At 72.1% G+C, this 16,477-nt stretch carries 13 protein-coding genes; 7 read left to right on the top strand and 6 right to left on the bottom strand.

What is annotated here, in order from left to right; translation table 11 throughout:
• Nucleotides 1–89: 89 nt before the first annotated feature.
• The gene (locus ABH926_RS20205; RefSeq protein ID WP_370367230.1) at nt 90–2,552 is read right to left on the bottom strand and encodes a DNA topoisomerase (ATP-hydrolyzing) subunit A; all 2,463 of its coding nucleotides are present in this window, start codon (nt 2,550–2,552) and stop codon (nt 90–92) included.
• A 529-nt stretch (nt 2,553–3,081) separates the two neighbouring features.
• Here ABH926_RS20205 and ABH926_RS20200 point away from each other — a divergent pair.
• The 6 genes from ABH926_RS20200 (at nt 3,082) to ABH926_RS20175 (ending at nt 10,913) form a co-directional block, all read left to right on the top strand.
• On the top strand, nt 3,082–3,723 hold the full coding sequence (locus tag ABH926_RS20200; RefSeq protein WP_370367229.1) for a DUF5998 family protein: 642 nt from the start codon (nt 3,082–3,084) through the stop codon (nt 3,721–3,723).
• Between the two features lie 14 nt (nt 3,724–3,737).
• Complete coding sequence (locus ABH926_RS20195; protein WP_370367228.1) at nt 3,738–4,928, top strand: alkaline phosphatase family protein; 1,191 nt, start codon at nt 3,738–3,740, stop codon at nt 4,926–4,928.
• 33 nt (nt 4,929–4,961) lie between these two features.
• Complete coding sequence (locus ABH926_RS20190; RefSeq protein ID WP_370367227.1) at nt 4,962–5,849, top strand: sulfurtransferase; 888 nt, start codon at nt 4,962–4,964, stop codon at nt 5,847–5,849.
• Nucleotides 5,850–6,028: 179 nt separating this feature from the next.
• A complete protein-coding gene (gene efeU, locus ABH926_RS20185) occupies nt 6,029–8,209 on the top strand; it encodes an iron uptake transporter permease EfeU (protein ID WP_370367226.1) in 2,181 nt (726 codons plus the stop codon).
• Between the two features lie 54 nt (nt 8,210–8,263).
• Nucleotides 8,264–9,619, top strand: coding sequence for an iron uptake transporter deferrochelatase/peroxidase subunit (efeB, locus tag ABH926_RS20180; RefSeq protein WP_370367225.1), 1,356 nt, complete (start codon nt 8,264–8,266; stop codon nt 9,617–9,619).
• Between the two features lie 61 nt (nt 9,620–9,680).
• Nucleotides 9,681–10,913 carry a GNAT family N-acetyltransferase gene (locus ABH926_RS20175; RefSeq protein WP_370367224.1) on the top strand — a complete coding sequence of 411 codons (1,233 nt, stop codon included), beginning with the start codon at nt 9,681–9,683 and terminating at the stop codon, nt 10,911–10,913.
• 10 nt (nt 10,914–10,923) lie between these two features.
• On the opposite strand, the gene ABH926_RS20170 is transcribed toward ABH926_RS20175, so the two are convergent.
• Together ABH926_RS20170 and sepH are read right to left on the bottom strand one after the other, a co-directional pair.
• The gene (locus tag ABH926_RS20170; RefSeq protein WP_370367223.1) at nt 10,924–11,376 is read right to left on the bottom strand and encodes a GNAT family N-acetyltransferase; all 453 of its coding nucleotides are present in this window, start codon (nt 11,374–11,376) and stop codon (nt 10,924–10,926) included.
• A gap of 120 nt (nt 11,377–11,496) precedes the next feature.
• Nucleotides 11,497–12,705 (bottom strand): septation protein SepH, encoded by a 1,209-nt coding sequence (gene sepH, locus ABH926_RS20165; RefSeq protein ID WP_370367222.1) that lies wholly within the window; start codon nt 12,703–12,705, stop codon nt 11,497–11,499.
• A gap of 202 nt (nt 12,706–12,907) precedes the next feature.
• On the opposite strand from sepH, the gene ABH926_RS20160 reads away from it, so the two are divergent.
• Complete coding sequence (locus ABH926_RS20160; protein ID WP_370367221.1) at nt 12,908–13,588, top strand: trimeric intracellular cation channel family protein; 681 nt, start codon at nt 12,908–12,910, stop codon at nt 13,586–13,588.
• An 83-nt stretch (nt 13,589–13,671) separates the two neighbouring features.
• Here the strand turns inward: ABH926_RS20160 and ABH926_RS20155 are convergent, their stop codons facing one another.
• The 3 genes from ABH926_RS20155 to ABH926_RS20145 form a co-directional block, all read right to left on the bottom strand.
• Nucleotides 13,672–14,772 carry a hypothetical protein gene (locus tag ABH926_RS20155; RefSeq protein WP_370367220.1) on the bottom strand — a complete coding sequence of 367 codons (1,101 nt, stop codon included), beginning with the start codon at nt 14,770–14,772 and terminating at the stop codon, nt 13,672–13,674.
• Nucleotides 14,772–15,311, bottom strand: a complete 540-nt coding sequence (locus tag ABH926_RS20150; protein WP_370367219.1) for a SigE family RNA polymerase sigma factor — start codon at nt 15,309–15,311, stop codon at nt 14,772–14,774. Before ABH926_RS20150 ends, ABH926_RS20155 begins: the two co-directional genes overlap by 1 nt.
• 265 nt (nt 15,312–15,576) lie before the next feature.
• A complete protein-coding gene (locus ABH926_RS20145) occupies nt 15,577–16,344 on the bottom strand; it encodes a hypothetical protein (RefSeq protein ID WP_370367218.1) in 768 nt (255 codons plus the stop codon).
• Nucleotides 16,345–16,477: the final 133 nt, after the last annotated feature.

Here is a 16,477-nt window from a genome sequence, read left to right as displayed (position 1 = left end):
CCGCGGGCTGACGGCCCGCCCCGAAAGGCAAAAACGGCTGTGGCCGCCACACGATGTGGCGGCCACAGCCGTTCGCACAGCCTTCGGCGCTACCCCGCAGCCGCCGGGCTCGTCACGAACGCGATCGGCACCTCCACCGGCGTCCCCGACCCGTCGCGCCGCGGGTCCAGCCCGGGCAGCGGGGTCGGCGTCCCGTTCTCCGTGCACGCGTAGACCGGCGCGTTCACCGCCCACGCGGCCACCAGCCGGTGCTCGCCCTTGAGGAAGCGCTGGCAGCGCACGCCGCCGGTGGCCCGGCCCTTGGTCGGGTACAGGTCGTACGGCGTGGCCTTGATCGTGGTCGCGGTGTCGACCAGGGCGTCGTCCGAGCCGGCCATGGTGACCACCAGGCCGTCGTGGCCGGGGTCGACCGCGCCGAAGAAGATCACCGAGGCGTCGTCGCCCAGCGTGATGCCGGCCATGCCGCCGGCCGGGCAGCCCTGCGGGCGGACCAGCGCGGCCGAGTACTTCAGGAGCTGCGCGTCGTCGGTGATGAAGACCAGCTCCTCCTCGCCGGTGCGCAGCTCGGTGGCGCCGATCAGGGTGTCGCCGTCCTTGAGCGTGATCACCTCGAAGGTGTCGCGGTTCCTCGGATAGTCCGGGACCACCCGCTTGACCACGCCCTGGAGCGTGCCCAGCGCCAGGCCGGGGGACTCGGCGTTCAGCGAGCACAGGCACAGCACGCGCTCGTCCTCGTCCAGCCGGACGAACTCCGACACCGGGGCGCCGCCGGCCAGGCTCGGCGCCGCCTTCGCGGCCGCCTCCGGCAGCACCGGCAGGTCGATCACCGGGAACCGGATCAGCCGGCCGGCCGTGGTCACCGCGCCGACCTCGCCCCTTATCGTCGAGGTCACGAGCGAGGCGACGGCGTCGTTCTTGCCGCGCTCGCCGCCGGTGCCGATCTTCGTCGCGCCGGAGGCGGTGCGGGCCAGCAGGCCGGTGGCCGACAGCAGGACCACCACCGGGTCGTCGCTGATCTCCAGCGGCCGGGCCTCGAACACCGGCAGCGCGCCCTCGACCAGCACGCTGCGGCGCGGGGTGGCGAACTGCTTGGAGATGGCGGCCAGCTCGTCGGAGACCACCTTGCGCAACAGGGTGTCGGACTCCAGGATCGCCGTCAGGTCCCTGATCTCGCCGGTCAGCTTGTCCCGCTCGGACTCCAGCTCCAGGGAGTCGAAGCGGGTCAGGCGGCGCAGCGGGGTGTCCAGGATGTACGTGGCCTGCTTGTCCGACAGCGCGAACGCGGCCATCAGGTTTTCCTTGGCCGCCGCCGCGTCGTCGCTCTCGCGGATGATGCGGATCACCCGGTCGATGTCGATAAGCGCGATCAGCAGGCCTTCGACCAGGTGCAGCCGGTCCATCCGCTTGGTGCGGCGGAACTCGGTGCGCCGCCGGACCACCTCGAAGCGGTGGTCCAGGTAGACCTCCAGCAGCTCCTTCAGGCCCAGCGTCAGCGGCTGGCCGTCGACCAGCGCCACGTTGTTGATGCCGAAGGACTCCTCCAGCGGCGTGAGCTTGTACAGCTGCTCCAGGACCGCCTCGGGGTTGAACCCGGCCTTGATCTCGATGACCAGCTTCAGGCCGTTGAACCGGTCCGAGAGGTCCTTCAGGTCGGTGATGCCCTGGATCTTCTTGGCCTGCACCAGCTCCTTGACCTTGGCGATCACCTTCTCCGGGCCGGTGTTGAAGGGCAGCTCGGTGACCACGATGCCCTCGCGGCGCGCGGTGACCTTCTCGATCTTGGCGGTGGCGCGCATCTTGAACACGCCGCGGCCGGTCTCGTAGGCGTCCCGGATGCCCTGCTCGCCGATGATCTGGCCGCCGGTGGGCAGGTCCGGGCCTGGGACGAAGCGCATCAGGTCGGCCAGGGTGGCGTCCGGGTGCTTGATCAGGTGCCGGGCGGCGGCCACCACCTCGCCGAGGTTGTGCGGCGCCATGTTGGTGGCCATGCCGACCGCGATCCCGGCCGCGCCGTTCACCAGCAGGTTCGGGAACGCCGAGGGCAGGACCTGGGGCTCCAGCTCCTGGCCGTCGTAGTTCGGCGTGAACTCGACCGTGTCCTCGTCGATGGAGTCGGTCATTATCATCGCCGCGGGCGACAGCCGGGCCTCGGTGTACCGCATGGCGGCCGGCGGGTCGTCGCCGCCGAGCGAGCCGAAGTTGCCGTGACCGTCGACCAGCGGGATGCGCATCGCCCAGGACTGCGCCATGCGCACCAGCGAGTCGTAGATCGCGGTGTCCGAGTGCGGGTGCAGCTTGCCCATCACGTCGCCGACGACGCGTGCGCTCTTGACGTACCCGCGGTCCGGCCGCAGGCCCATGTCGTTCATCTGGAACAGGATGCGGCGGTGGACCGGCTTGAGTCCGTCGCGCGCGTCGGGCAGGGCGCGCGAGTAGATGACCGAGTACGCGTACTCCCGGTACGAGTCGGAGAGCTCGTCGGCGACGTCGACGTCGATGATGCGCTCTTCGAAATCCTCGTCGGGCTCGGGGGTGGTGCTGCGGCGTGCCATCTTCGTGCGGCTCCTGCTTCTCGCGCGGCGATGCGGGTGACGCCCTATTGTTGCGCGTCACTCCGACACCTCGGTGCAGGAGGGCGTACGGGAAGCAACCTCATGGCCGGTCGCACGTCCGAGATCACGGATATGCCGAACGCCGGGGAGGACCGATGAGGATCAAGGCGGTGGCCGGGCTGGCACTGGCGGGCGTGGCGCTCGCGGGGTGTTCTAGCACGTCGGGGGCTGGAACTTCCCGGGCTTCGCCGCGAACAACCACGGCGCGGCGACGGCGCTCGACCAGCAGGACATGAAGCTGCTCGGCGCCTCCGGCACGTATTCCGGCCTGCGGACCGGTTTTCTGGCCGACTACGGCAAGGACCCCCGGGTCGGCTGGGACGCGGTACTGTCCCCGGGAAGCTGAGACGCTGAGACGGTGTCCGCTCACAGCGATCGGCCCGCGTAATCGGGAGATAACGCCCCCGCCCGTCACGCTTCCGTGGGGCATGAGGCCCGCAGCCGGGCCCGCAAGTGTCAGGATGGACTTATGCCCAACGCGAAGCCGCCTTCCTCGTCGAACCTCATCGCCGCCATCGAGCGCAGCGGCTACTACCCCGCGCTGGTGGCCGAAGCGGTGGAGGACGCGGTCGGCTCCGAGGTGGTGCTCGGCCACCTCGTGCACCAGGAGACCACCTTCGACGCCGACGAGGTGCGCCGGCACGTCACCGTGCTGGCCGTGACCCCGACGCGGCTGATCGCCGGGCACACCGACGAGTACGGCTCGGACGACCCGATGGCGCCGGTGCCGCCCGGCTCGCCGGAGTCCGCGGCCGGGGCCAAGGCCTACGCCACCACCTCCACCGAGACCGTGCCGCTGCACCGCATCTCCTCGGTGGTGGTCAGCCGGGTCGTGGAGGACCCGGCCAACCACAAGCCCGGCACCCCGCCGCGCGAGGTGGTCCTGACCATCGGCTGGGGCGTGGTGAGCCGGCTGGACCTGGAGCCGGCCAACTGCGGCGACCCGCACTGCGACGCCGACCACGGCTACACCGGCACCGCCACCGCCGACGACGTGATGATCCGGGTCTCGGCCGAGGCCGACGGCGCCGACGCGGTCGCCGAGACGCTCTCCTTCGCCCGCGCGCTGACCGACGTGGTCACCGAGGCCGGCGCCCGGACCGGGCGCTAGAGGCGCCGAGCCGCGTGATCCTGCCCGCCGCCTCCGGCCCCGCCGGCTCCGAGATCGTCCTGCCCGCCTACGGCCGCGGCGCCCTGTCCGACCTGCTCCCGGCGGTCCTGGCCGCGCTCGGGGTGCCGGGCTCGCCGAACCCGCTGGGCCTGGCCCCGACCCGCCGCGCCTGCGTCTTCCTGGTGGACGGCATGGGCGCCCGGCTCATCGAGCGCAACGCCGAGGTCGCGCCGTTCCTGGCCCGGGCCCTGCGGGCCGGCCGCGACCTGACCGCCGGCTTCCCCTCCACCACCGCGGCCAGCATCGGCTCGCTGGGCACCGGCCTGCCCTCCGGGGCCAGTGGCATGCTCGGCTACCGGGTGCTGGTCCCGGGCACCTCGCAGATGATCAACCTGCTGCGCTGGGACGTGCCGGTGGACCCGGTCGAATGGCAGCCGCACGAGACCGTCTTCGAGCGTGCCGAGCGCGAGGGCATCGAGGTCACCCAGGTCACCGCGGCCCGCTTCCAGGAATCCGGGCTGACCCGCTCGGTGCTGCGCGGCGGCGCCTTCACCGGCGCCGAGTCGCTGCCCAACCGGGTGGCCGGCGCGCTGGACGCGCTCCGGGACGCCGCCGACCGCGACGCCCGGGCGCTGGTGTACCTCTACTACGCCGACCTCGACGCGGCCGGCCACCTCAACGGCGTGGACTCCGAGAGCTGGCGGCAGCAGCTGGCCGTGGTCGACGCCACGGTCCGCGAGCTCGTCGACCGGCTCCCGGCCGGCACCGCGCTCTACGTCACCGCCGACCACGGCATGGTCGACGTCCCCGCCGACCGGCGCGTCGACGTGGACGAGGACCCCGAGCTCCAGGTCGGCGTCCGGCTGCTGGGCGGCGAGGGCCGGGCCCGGCACGTCTACGCCAAGCCCGGCGCGGCGCGCGACGTGCTCCAGATCTGGCGCGAGGCGCTGGAGGACGTGGCGGTGGTGCGCTCCCGCCAGGAGGCCGTCTACGAGGGCTGGTTCGGCCCGCCGGAGAGCGTGGACGACCGGCTCGCGCCGCGCATCGGCGACGTGGTCGCGGCGCTGCTGGAGGACTGGGCCGTGGTCGCCACGCGCCGGGAGAAGCTGGAGTCCCGGCTGCTGGGCATGCACGGCTCGCTGTCCGCGGCCGAGCAGGAGATCCCGCTGCTCGTGTTCGGACCGGACGGGGCTTCCGGCTTGTAGATCCGGGCCCGGAACAGTGCCAGGATGTCGCCCATGCGCCAAGCCCCCTCCTCCCCGCTGATCGACGCCGATCAGCTCGCCGCGGACCTCGCCTGCGGCACCGCGCCGATCCTGATCGACATCCGCTGGAAGCTCGGCGAGCCGAGCGAGTACGGGCACGGGGTGTATCTGGCGGGGCACATCCCCGGCGCGCGCTACGTCAGTCTCGACCAGGACCTGGCCGAGCACCCCGAGGCGCCGGTCGGGCCCCGGGGCCGGCACCCGCTGCCGGACCCGGAGCGCTTCGCCGCCGCGATGCGGGCCGCCGGCGTGCGGGCCGACCTGCCGGTCGTCGTGTACGACGACGGCGACAGCACCCAGGCCGCCCGCGCCTGGTGGCTGCTGCGCCACCACGGCCACCCGGACGTCCGGGTGCTCGACGGCGGCTTCGCCGCCTGGCGCGCGGCCGGCCGCGCGGTCGAGGAGGGCGAGCCGCAGACCCGGGCCGCCGAGGGCGATTTCCGGGCGTCCGGGGCCGGGGTGTTCACCGTCCTGGACCACGACGGCGCCGCCGCGGTGGCCGCGCACGGGACCCTGCTCGACGCCCGCGCCGGCGCGCGCTACCGCGGCCAGACCGAGCCGATCGACCCGGCCGCGGGGCACGTCCCGGGCGCGGCCTCGGCGCCGACCGCCGAGAACGTGGCCGCCGACGGCCGGTTCCTGGCGCCCGGGGCGCTGGCCGAGCGGTTCGCCGGGCTGGGCGTCACCCCGGAGCACGCCGGAGAGGTCGCGGTCTATTGCGGCTCCGGGGTCACCGCGACGCACGAGATCCTGGCGATGGCCGTGGCCGGGATCGACCCGGAGACGGTGGCGTTGTACGAGGGCTCATGGAGCGGCTGGTCGTCCGACCCGTCACGGCCCGTGGCCACCGGCGGGCTCTGAGACGCCCCTCGCGGTTCTGATCTTCCGGTGTGAGACACAGCTCACCAGCTCATCGGACCGGTGGTGTTGACCGACCCCGGCGCCCCGCTGCTAATTTAGGCATGCCTTACTTCACTAAGGCGAACCTAATTTCTTAGTGGACCCGGTCTTCCCGGCGGGCCCAGAAGGGGCGGGGCGCGGTGCTGTCGGATGCCTTCCCGAGTTTCCTGATCGGACTCCGAGAGGGATTGGAAGCCGGGCTCGTCGTTTCCATCCTGCTGGCGTCGCTGGCCAAGGCCGGCCGCAAGGACCGGGCCGGCTCGGTGTGGCTGGGCGTGGCCGCGGCGGCCGCGCTGAGCCTGTCGTTCGCCGCCGTGCTCACCTTCACCTCCGCGCACCTGCCGCCCAAGGCGCAGGACGTGTTCGGCGGCGCGATGGCGCTGCTGGCGGTCGCGTTCGTCACCACGATGGTGTTCTGGATGCGCCGGGCCAGCGCCTCGATGTCGGGCGACCTGAAGGCCAAGCTGGCCGCCGCGCTCGGGGCCAGCGCCGGGATGCTGGTCTTCACGGCGTTCGCCGCGGTGGCGCGCGAGGGCTTGGAGACCGCGCTGTTCCTGTGGACCACGGCCCAGACCGCGCACGACAAGAGCGGTCCGGCGGTCGGCGCGGTCGCCGGCATCGCGGTCGCCGCGCTGCTGTGCTGGGGCCTGTACCACCGGGCGCTGAAGCTGAACCTGGCGCGGTTCTTCAAGGTCACCGGGTTCGTGCTGGTGGTCATCGCGGCCGGCGTGCTCGCCTACGGGCTGACCGACCTGCAGGAGAGCGGCGTGGTCGGCGGGTTCACGTCCTACGCCTGGGACCTGACCGTGCACCTGGACCCGAACGCGTGGTACGCGCAGCTGGTCGCCGGGACGCTGAACCTGACGCCGAAGATGACGTGGCTGGCGGTGGTCGGGTACGTGGCGTACCTGGCGCCGGTGATGTTCTTCTACCTGCGGCCGGCGACTGTGGCGGTCCGCCCGGCTCCCACGAGCGTTCCTCAGACCGCTCCCGACACCGCTCCCAAGACCGCCGAGGCGGCCGCGCCGGCTCAGACCCCTGAAGCCGCTGAACCGGCTGCCACCCCGGCCGCCTCGGCTCCGGCCTCTGCTTCGGCCGCGGCCCCGGCCCCTGCTCCCGCCTCGGCTCCGGCCCCGGCCCAGGCCCGCAAGCCGGCCCCACGCTGGGTGCTGGGCACCGCGGTGATCGCCGTCCCGGCGGTGGCGGCGGTCGCGGTGATCGTCGCCGTCGGACCGGGCTCGGGCACCAAGGGCGCGCAGACCATCGAGGTCTCGGCGGCGTCCTGCGGCAAGGGCTTCGACGGCCTGACCACCGGCGAGCACACGTTCCAGATGAAGAACACCGGCGACGTGGCCGCCGAGGTGTACCTGCTGGACCCCTCGACCAGCGCCGTCTACGGCGAGATCGAGGGCCTGGCGCCGGGCACCACCCGGCCGCTGACCGCGACCATCGGCACCGGCACGTACGCCTGGCGCTGCGTCCCGAACGGCAAGGACGCGGTCACCTCCGCGGCCAAGCGCGCCACCGGCAGCGGCGGCTCCGGCACCGCGGTCGTGCCGATCACCGACAAGGACCTGGACGCCCCGCTGCAGCAGTACCGCGCCTACGTCACCGACCACCTGAACGAGCTGGCCGGCTACACCGACACGCTGAAGCAGGACGTGGACTCCGGCGACCTGGCCAAGGCCAAGCAGGACTGGCTCACCGCGCACCTGGCGTACAACCGCCTCGGCGCCGCGTACGGCACCTTCCAGGACTGGGACGCCAAGATCGACGGCCGCGCCGACGGCCTGCCCGACAAGACCCAGGACAAGGACTTCACCGGCTTCCACCGCCTGGAGTACGGCCTGTGGCACGGCGAGGCGGCGGCGAGCCTGGCCCCGGTCGCCGACCAGTTGGACAGCGACGTCCACGGCCTCATCGGCGACTGGCCTAAGCAGGACTTCGACCCCAGCGACCTGCCGCTGCGCGCGCACGAGATCCTCGAGAACACCCTGCAGTTCCAGCTCACCGGCGACGCCGACTACGGCAGCGGCACCACCCTGGCCACCGCCGACGCGAACCTGGCCGGCACCCGCGAGGTCCTGACCGTGATCAGGCCCCTGGTCCAGGCCCGCGACCCGCAGGGACTGACGCAGATCGACGCCTGGCTGGACCGCTTCGGCACCGCGGTGGACGCCGCCAAGCAGCCGGACGGCACCTGGACCCCGGTGGCGCAGCTGGACCCGGCCGCGCGCCAGAAGCTGAACGGGACGCTGGGGGAGCTGCTGGAGCAGCTGTCGGTGGTGCCGGACCTGCTGGAGATCCGGAAGGCGACGTGAGCGGAGCCTGGCCCCCGCCGCCCGCCGCTGATTTCTGTAGACGAGAGCTTTGAGATGACCGAGCAGAACCAGACGCCTGACGCCGCCGCCGAGCCGCAGCCGGTTGCCGCCGCCCCGGCCGCCGCAGCCACCGCCGCCACCCCGGCGCAGCCCGCCACCTGCCCCTTCGACCACACCGCCTTCGCCCGCCGCGCGATGCTCAAGGGCGCGGCGGCGGGTGTCGCGGGCGCGGCCGTGGTCGGCGCCACCGGCTTCGCGATGAACAAGGCCGCCGCCGACGCCGCCCCGGCCGCCGCGTCCGGCACCGGCTCCGGCCGCGCGCTGCCCTTCCACGGCGCGCACCAGCAGGGCGTCACCACGCCGGCGCAGAAGCACATGACGCTCGCCGTGTTCGACGTCATCGCCGCCGACAAGGGTGAGCTCACCGCCCTGTTCCAGACCCTCACCGAGCGGGCCCGCTTCCTCACCGCCGGCGGCAACCCGCCGGACCTCGGGGTCGGTGCGCCGCCGTCGGACAGCGGCATCCTCGGGCCGACGGTGCCCTCCGACGGCCTCACCTTCACCCTCGCGGTCGGCGCCTCGCTGTTCGACGGCCGCTACGGCCTCGCGGACAAGAAGCCGGCGCGGCTCACGCCGATGAAGACGTTCCCGAACGACAACCTGAACCCGGCCGAGTGCCACGGCGACCTGTCGCTGCAGATCTGCGCCGACAGCCAGGACACCGTCGTCCACGCCATCCGGGACATCGCCAAGCACACCCGCGCCGGCATGCAGCTGAAGTACCGCATCGACGGCTGGGCCAACGACCCGCGCCCCACCGGCGCGCAGCGCAACCTGCTCGGCTTCCACGACGGCATCGCCAACCCGGCCACCGAGCACGAGTTCGACTACCTGGTCTGGGTGCGGCCCGGCGGCCCGGAGCCGGCCTGGACCGCCGGCGGCAGCTACCAGGTGGTGCGCCGGATCCGGATGCTCGTCGAGTTCTGGGACCGGGTCTCGCTGCTGGAGCAGGAGAAGATGATCGGCCGCCGCCGGGACACCGGAGCCCCGCTGGACGGCGGCGCGCAGACCGACATCCCGCAGTACGCGAAGGACCCCAAGGGCGCCAACATCCCGCTGGACGCGCATATCCGGCTGGCCAACCCGCGCACGCCGGAGACCGACCGGAACCGGATCCTGCGGCGCGGCTACAACTACGACCGCGGCTTCGACAACGTCGGCGACCTCGACATGGGCCTGGCCTTCGTCGCCTACCAGCAGGACATCCAGCGGCAGTTCGAGTTCGTGCAGACCAAGCTGATCGACGAGCCGCTGGTGGACTACATCTCGCCGGTCGGCGGCGGCTACTTCTTCGTGCTGCCGGGCGTGAAGGACGCCTCCGACCACTTCGGGAGCGGCCTGCTCGCCTGAGCGCGTATCCTGAGCGCATATTCGGTGGCAGGCTCGCGCGGCCTGTGCGTAGCCTGCCCCCATGCCCATCAAGATCAAGGTCGGCGACGGCTACAGCGATGCCTTCAGCGACGCCGTCGACGTCGCCTTCAGCCGCCCCGGCGACCGGGGCCGCGGCGCCTACCGCCGCCAGCTGTTCGCCGCCGACATCGCCGCCGGCCGGATGATCGCGGCCTACGACGGCGACCGCGTCGTCGGTACGTTCGCGAACTACGAGAACACCGTGACGGTCCCCGGCGGCGCCGCGATCCCGGCCACGGCGGTCTCCTCGGTCAGCGTCGCGCAGTCGCACCGCCGGCGCGGCATCCTGTCCTCGATGATGGCCGCGTCCCTGCGGCAGTCCGCGGACGCCGGCGAGCCGCTGTCGATCCTGATCCCCGCCGAGTGGCCGATCTACGGCCGCTTCGGCTACGGCCACGCCACCGACGAGGTCTGCTACCGCTTCGACAGCCGGCGCTGCGCCCTGGAGCGGCCGCTGCCGGGCACAGTGGACTACGCCTCGGCCACCGAGTGGCTCCAGGAGGCCCCGGCCGTCTACGACCGTCTGCGGGTCGCGACGCCCGGCGCGGTCGAGCGCCGCAACCAGTGGTGGGAGCGCGAAGCGGGGCTGCTGACCCCCGACGGCAAGCCGACCGATAAGGATCAGCTTTTCGCGCTGTACCGGGACGAGTCCGGGACGGTGCGCGGCACCGCCTGCTACTCGGTCAAGGGAGGCGACTGGTCGGGCTTCGTCGCCGACGACCAGGCAACGGCGTACTTCGTCGCCGAGGACCCGGTGGCCCGCGTCCGGCTGCTCCAGTTCCTGTGGGAGCAGGACTGGATCACCACGTTCGAGGTCCGCAGGTTCCCGGCCGACGACAGCTGGCGCCACCTGATGGCCAACCCGCGGATGGCACGCGAGACGGAGCGCTACGACGTCCTGTGGGCCCGCGTGATCGACGTCGTGGCGGCGCTGCAGGCGCGCACCTACGAGAGCGAGGGCCGGCTGGTCCTGGCCGTAACCGACCCCGCGGGCCACGCCGAAGGCGTGTACGCCCTCGAAGGCGGTCCGAGCGGTGCCTCGGTGAAGCGCACCACTGAGAGCCCGGACCTGACCCTGCCGGTCCAGACCCTCGGCGCGCTCTACTTCGGCCACCACGCGGCGACCGCGCTGGGCCGCGTCGGCGAGGTCACCGAGGAGAAGGCCGGTGCGCTGGCGCTCGCCGACCGGATGTTCAAGACCGCGGTCCCGCCCCACTGCGCGACCTGGTTCTGATCCTTCGGCGCTAGTCCGTCGGCCCCGGCTTCGTGGCCCGCTCGTCGATCTCCATCCACGACTGCGGGCGGGCCACGGGCACGAATCCGGCCTTGGCGTACGTCGAGTGCTTGTCCTTGGTCGCCAGCAGGAACCGGTTGATCCCGATCGCCTTCAGGTCCGCCACGATCTCCCGCGACAGCCACGGCCCGACGCCCTTGCCCCGGTAGGCCTCGTCGACGTAGACGTCGCAGAAGTATGCGAAGGTCGCGTGGTCGGTGACCACCCGCGTGAGGCCGACCATGGTCTCCCGGTCGGCGTAGACCCCGTAGACGTGCGAGCCCGCCAGCGAGCGTTCGACGGCCTCGCGCGGGCGCCCCACGCCCCACCAGGACTCCTCGGAGATCCAGCGGTAGACCTTGCCGGCGTCGACCAGGGCCGGGTCGTCGCTGATGAACAGACCGTCCTCGCGCGTCACTTCCATGATGGAAAGTCGATCACACCGGACGGCGGCCGGCCAAAAGCCAAAGACCGGAAAGTGGCCCGGTCTCGACGGGCGAGACCGGGCCACCGGTTGAAGATCCAGTGCCGAGGGGCGAACCCCTCAGTCGCGGCCCTTCTGCTTGCCGCGGCGCGAGCCGAAGACGATCTCGTCCCACGACGGCACCGTGGCCCGCCGGCCCGGCCGCACGCCGTCGGCCTCGGCCTGGCGGTCGGTGGTGCCGACCATCCGCTCCCGGTGCGGGGAGATGGTGCGCGGGCCGAAGATCGCGTCGTCGAAGGCTGAGCCCGCCGACTGCCCGGCCACCGCGGCGATCGGCGCCGGGGCCCGGCTGTCGGAGGCGTCCAGGAAGTCGAAGTCCTCGTCGGGGGCGGAGGCCGGGCCCGGGATGCCCTGCACGCCCGCGGTGCCGTTGGCGGCGGCCTGGGCCGACACGGCCCCCGAGGCCGCGGCGGACGCCGAAGCCGACGCGGGCATCGAAGACGGGTGCCGTTCCACCGACGCGGTCCGCTCGGCGGCCGTGCGCTCGCGCTCGCGTTCCCGCTCCCGTTCGCGCTCCATCGCCGAGCCGGAGCCGTTCGAGGAGCTCTCCGCCGGGCGCCGGCGGGCCTCCAGGTGCACCAGCGAGCCGCCGGCCGAGGAGCCGTTGCTGCTGGGCGCCGGGCCCGGCACCACGGTCCCGCCGGAGAGCACCGAGGCGGCGACGAAGGGGAACATCGGCTGGGAGTCGGCGAGCGCGGCGGCGTCGGAGGACAGCAGGCGCGCCTCGTCGTCCTCGGGCGTCACCAGCCGGCGCGGCGGGTCGAAGGCCCACAGCGCCTCGTAGGTCTCCCCGGAGATCTTGTAGACGGCCTGGACGGTCCACGTGCCTTCGTCGCGCCGCCAGGAGTCCCAGCGCACGGCGGCCGGGTCCTCGGCGCCGCGCTTGGCCAGCCGCTCGCCGACGATCTCCCCGAGCTTCTGCCCGTGGTTCTCGCCCTGGCGGCGTACCTGCGTGTTCTGAGCCTTTTCCGCCATGAAGGCGCGCTCGGCGAGGATCGGTCCCTCGAACCGGCGGATGCGCTCCACGGAGATGCCGCAGGCGTCGGCGACCTCCTGCGCGGTGGCGCCGGCGCGGATGCGGGCCTGGATGTCCCGCGGGCGCAGCTGCCCCTCTGCCTCTATCTCGATCTGGCCCAGCCGGGCCCGATCGCCGCGCACCGCGGCCCGAAGACGCTCGTCGATGGTCAGATGGAATTCCTGACCGTCGTTAGAGCGCAGCACAAGTCGCTGACCGTCGCTGGTGACGGCCATGACGCGGAGCTCAGTCACGAGCGGACCTCCCTTCGACGAGTGCTGCCAGCTAGACCGTACTGCATCGACACGCCGATCGGGTACGGGAAACGGATGAGGTCGCCCGGACAGCAAGGGTTGTCGGTCATTTGTCGTACGCCGTCCAGTTGTGGGATGTCGGTTCTGTGATCCCCCGCAGGAGCAACCGTCCCGCCTTGAACCGGGTACATTCCCAGACATCATGGTCGCCAATCCTCATCTTCCGGTTCTTCTCGACCTCCTCGGGGTCTTCGCCGCGGCCGTCGCGGGGGCTTTCGCGGGTCTGCGCAAGGGCCTTGATCTGGTAGGCATCCTCGTCATCGCGGTCGCGTCATCACTCGGAGGAGGGATGATCCGGGATGCCCTGATCGGGGCCACCCCGGTGGCCGCGATCGCCAACTGGCGCTATTTCGCCACGGCACTCGGAGCGACGGCCGTGGTGCTCCTGGTGACCAGCCGCCGAATGAGTGATTCGAAACTGAAATCGGCAATGGAGGAAGTGCGCGCAAGGGGCGTCCGCTATGACCGCGTCGCAGTGGTCGCCGATGCGTTGACCCTCGGCTTGTTCGCAGTCTCCGGAACTCTCAAAGCATTGGATTACCATCTGCCGGTCTTCCAGGCCGCGCTGCTCGGCACGCTGACCGCGGTCGGCGGCGGAGTGGTCCGGGATGTGCTGGTGAACGAGGTGCCGATGGTTTTGCAGCGGGAGCTGTACGCGGTGCCGGCGTTCGTCGGGGCGCAGCTGTTCGGCTTGCTGGAGGGGCACGGAGTCACCGTGCAGGTGTACCTCGCCGCGGCCGGGTCGGTGGTGATCACCGCGGCGATCCGCTTGGTGGCCGTGTGGCGGGACTGGCATGCGCCCCGCCCCGGCGCTGTCGCATAGAGCCGGGGCGAAGCGCCCTGATACATGTTTCCTACGTGGGATTTCTCATAGGGTGAATCTCAGCTGACGATCACTTTGGCGTCTCAGTTCACGACATGAGTCGTCCAGTTCGCCGGGTTCGTGCCGAGCGAGGTGATCCGGTTCAGCAGCCCCTGCGCGCCGCCGACGGACGCCAGGGGATCCGGGCCGGACTGCTTCGGGTCGTCCTGTACGCAGATGTGCAGCCCCTCGGAGTCCTTGCAGCTGTCGGGGGTCGGGACCGCCTGAACCACCTTGATCCCGGCCTTGGCCACGGCGTCGGGGTCGGGCCCCTGGCTCAGCTTCGGGTTCTGCTGGCCGGTCGGCGTGACCGAGATGGTGAAGTAGTGGCCGGTCCCGGGGCCGGCGTTCCCGGAGTGGTAGGACAAGCCCATGGTGAAACCGTCGGTGCCGACGGTCACCGGGTCGTTCAACATGGCCTCGCCGAGGGTGACACCCGCCGGCAGGCCCTCGACGTGGATCGGCAGGGCCACCTCGGAGTCCTCGGCGGTCGTGGAGTCCGCGACTTTCAGCAGCTGTGCCTTCAGCTCGTCCCCGTGGGCCTGGTAGTCGCCACTGAGGATGAACCAGGACCCGGACGCGGTCTGCCACGCCAGCCTCACCTCCGGCGGAATCGCGGAACTGTCGCCGGGAGTGATGATGAAGAAGGCCTTCGGGCTCCCGGTGACACTCGCCGGCGCCTTGGTCTCGGTCGCGATCGGTGTCGGTTCCGTGGCTGACTTGGTCAGCGCCAGCATCGGCACCCCCGCGGGCATGTCGCCGGAGGCCGGGAGCGGCTTGGTGCTCGCGGTCACGCTGTCGCCGTAGTCGGCCCCGGCCGAGCGGCCTGTGGTCTGGAAGCCGTCGGGGAGCCAGCCGAACTTCGCGATCGCCGGCAGCGGGTCCGTGCCGGTGAACGCCCGTTCGGCCGCCGGGCGGGTCTGCGGGGCGTTCGGCTTCGCCGGCGAGGCGCCGCCCAGCCCGTTCACCACCAGCGCGCAGGCCGCGACCACCGCGACGCCGCCGCCGACCGGCGCCAGCCGCGCGGTGCGCATCCGGCGCCGGCCTTCGGCGCGGGCCCGGCCGATGTCGACGGTGCTGAGCGGGGCGCCGGCGTACTCGGCCTCCGCGAGGTCGTCGAGCGAGGTCTTCAGGTCGTGCGTCATCAGTTCGCCTCCATGACGGGGATCAGGTTCGGATCGAGGAGGGAGCGCAGGTTCGCCAGGCCCCGGGAGGACTGGCTCTTCACGTTGCCCGTCGAGCAGCCCATGACCTGGGCGGTCTGCTCGACCGACATGTCGCAGTAGAAGCGCAGCACCACCGTCGCGCGCTGGCGCGGCGGGAGTTTGGCCAGCGCGGTCTTGAGGTCCAGCCCCAGGTCCAGGTCGCCGGTGAGGGCGGCCCGGTCGGGGTCGGCGTCGGGGGCGGTCTCGCCGCCGCCGAAGCGGTGCAGGATCGTCCACTTCGCCCAGCCGGACCGCTGCTCGGCCAGGTAGGTGTTGACCAGGGTGCGGCGTGCGTAGCCGTCGAGGTTGTCGGCGCGGCGGGCCTTGTGCCAGTACGCGTAGAGCTTGGTGATCGCGCTCTGGACCAGGTCGTCGGCCCGGTGCCAGTCCCCGCACAGCAGGAAGGCGACCCGGCGCAGCCAGGCTTGGCGCGCGCTGACGTACTCGGTGAACTCGGCGTCGCGGTCAGGCTTCGCCATAGGCTTCCCCCTCCGTAATCAGGTGTCCGGACAGTCACCTGATGCGCTCGGACGCGCGGGGGGTTGCACACGGAAGCCGCACCTGGCCGTGACCTCGGCCTACGGGGTGCGGTAGTAGTAGATACGGTGCGGCGGCCACGGACCCCCGGCCGCCGCCGTCGCGGGCGGGCCACTGGTGAATTCGGTGATCAGGTGAATTCGGTGATCAGTGGGCCGCCCGCTCCTGCTCCACGGCGTCGTCGCGGTGCCGCGTCACTGCGTTCGGTCAGTCGATGACCAGGTCGATCTGCGGTTGGTCGGCTCCCAGGTCCAGGTAGCACTCCCCGGGCTCCACGTACTCGGTCCCGCCGGGGCCGTTGATGTGGATCCCGGTGAACACCGCCACGTGCGCCGGCTGCGCCGATCCCTCCCGCAGCACGCCGATCACCTTGTGCGTGTCGGCGGTGATGACGTCGCGCACGATCCGGGTGAGCCCGGCCAGGTCCGGCAGCTCGCCCTCGGGCAGGAACGGCGGGATCCGGTCGCGGAGCATGCCCTGCTCCGGGTCGGCGACGTCCAGGAAGGGGTAGTCGCCGGTCGGGGCGTTGTCGCCGCGCAGCTCGTCGTGCAGGGCCATCAGGGCGCCGCAGGTGTGCGAGACGCCGGGGACGCCGGGGCGCTCCACGTTGCCGATCACGCCCTGGGAGTCGATCCCTATGTGCGGCAGCGCCACCAGCACGAAGCGGCGGACGCCGTCCTCGACCGGGGCGTGGCCCGAGGCGGCCAGCACGCCGGTGCGGCCCAGGACGATCATCCCGGCCAGCCCGGCCATGTTGAAGCCGGCGCCCCAGGCGTCCTGCAGCCGGGCGGTGATGGTGACCGCGAGCTCGTCGCGGCAGGTTGCGATCAGCGGGAGGGTGTTGGCGGCATGGAAGCCGTGCGGCGCGAGCAGCTCGCGGGTGGCGCGCACGAAACCGGTCGCCGGGACGGCGGCCGGGAACGTGGTGCGCAGGACCTTCGAGGCGGCTGTCGGGGTGCTGGTGATGTCGTCCATTGGGACGATTGTCACCGGGGCCGCTCGTTCCAGCCAGCGGCCACCCGGGTGAGCGTGCTCACACGGGAGCGCCCCCCCGGGTTGGTGAAGCACGGCGGCACCCACTAGAGTCTCTTGATGTCGAGATACTTTC

Origin of the sequence: Catenulispora sp. GP43, assembly GCF_041260665.1 — a bacterium.
GTDB lineage: Bacteria > Actinomycetota > Actinomycetes > Streptomycetales > Catenulisporaceae > Catenulispora.
This window is presented reverse-complemented; position numbering and strand designations above follow the sequence as displayed.

Coding starts and splice junctions, on each gene's coding strand:
- ABH926_RS20205 (WP_370367230.1), bottom strand. CDS start 2,552: ATGGCACGCCGCAGCACCACCCCCGAGCCCGACGAGGATTTCGAAGAG.
- ABH926_RS20200 (WP_370367229.1), top strand. CDS start 3,082: ATGCCCAACGCGAAGCCGCCTTCCTCGTCGAACCTCATCGCCGCCATC.
- ABH926_RS20190 (WP_370367227.1), top strand. CDS start 4,962: ATGCGCCAAGCCCCCTCCTCCCCGCTGATCGACGCCGATCAGCTCGCC.
- efeB (WP_370367225.1), top strand. CDS start 8,264: ATGACCGAGCAGAACCAGACGCCTGACGCCGCCGCCGAGCCGCAGCCG.
- ABH926_RS20175 (WP_370367224.1), top strand. CDS start 9,681: ATGCCCATCAAGATCAAGGTCGGCGACGGCTACAGCGATGCCTTCAGC.
- ABH926_RS20170 (WP_370367223.1), bottom strand. CDS start 11,376: ATGGAAGTGACGCGCGAGGACGGTCTGTTCATCAGCGACGACCCGGCC.
- ABH926_RS20160 (WP_370367221.1), top strand. CDS start 12,908: ATGGTCGCCAATCCTCATCTTCCGGTTCTTCTCGACCTCCTCGGGGTC.
- ABH926_RS20155 (WP_370367220.1), bottom strand. CDS start 14,772: ATGACGCACGACCTGAAGACCTCGCTCGACGACCTCGCGGAGGCCGAG.
- ABH926_RS20150 (WP_370367219.1), bottom strand. CDS start 15,311: ATGGCGAAGCCTGACCGCGACGCCGAGTTCACCGAGTACGTCAGCGCG.
- ABH926_RS20145 (WP_370367218.1), bottom strand. CDS start 16,344: ATGGACGACATCACCAGCACCCCGACAGCCGCCTCGAAGGTCCTGCGC.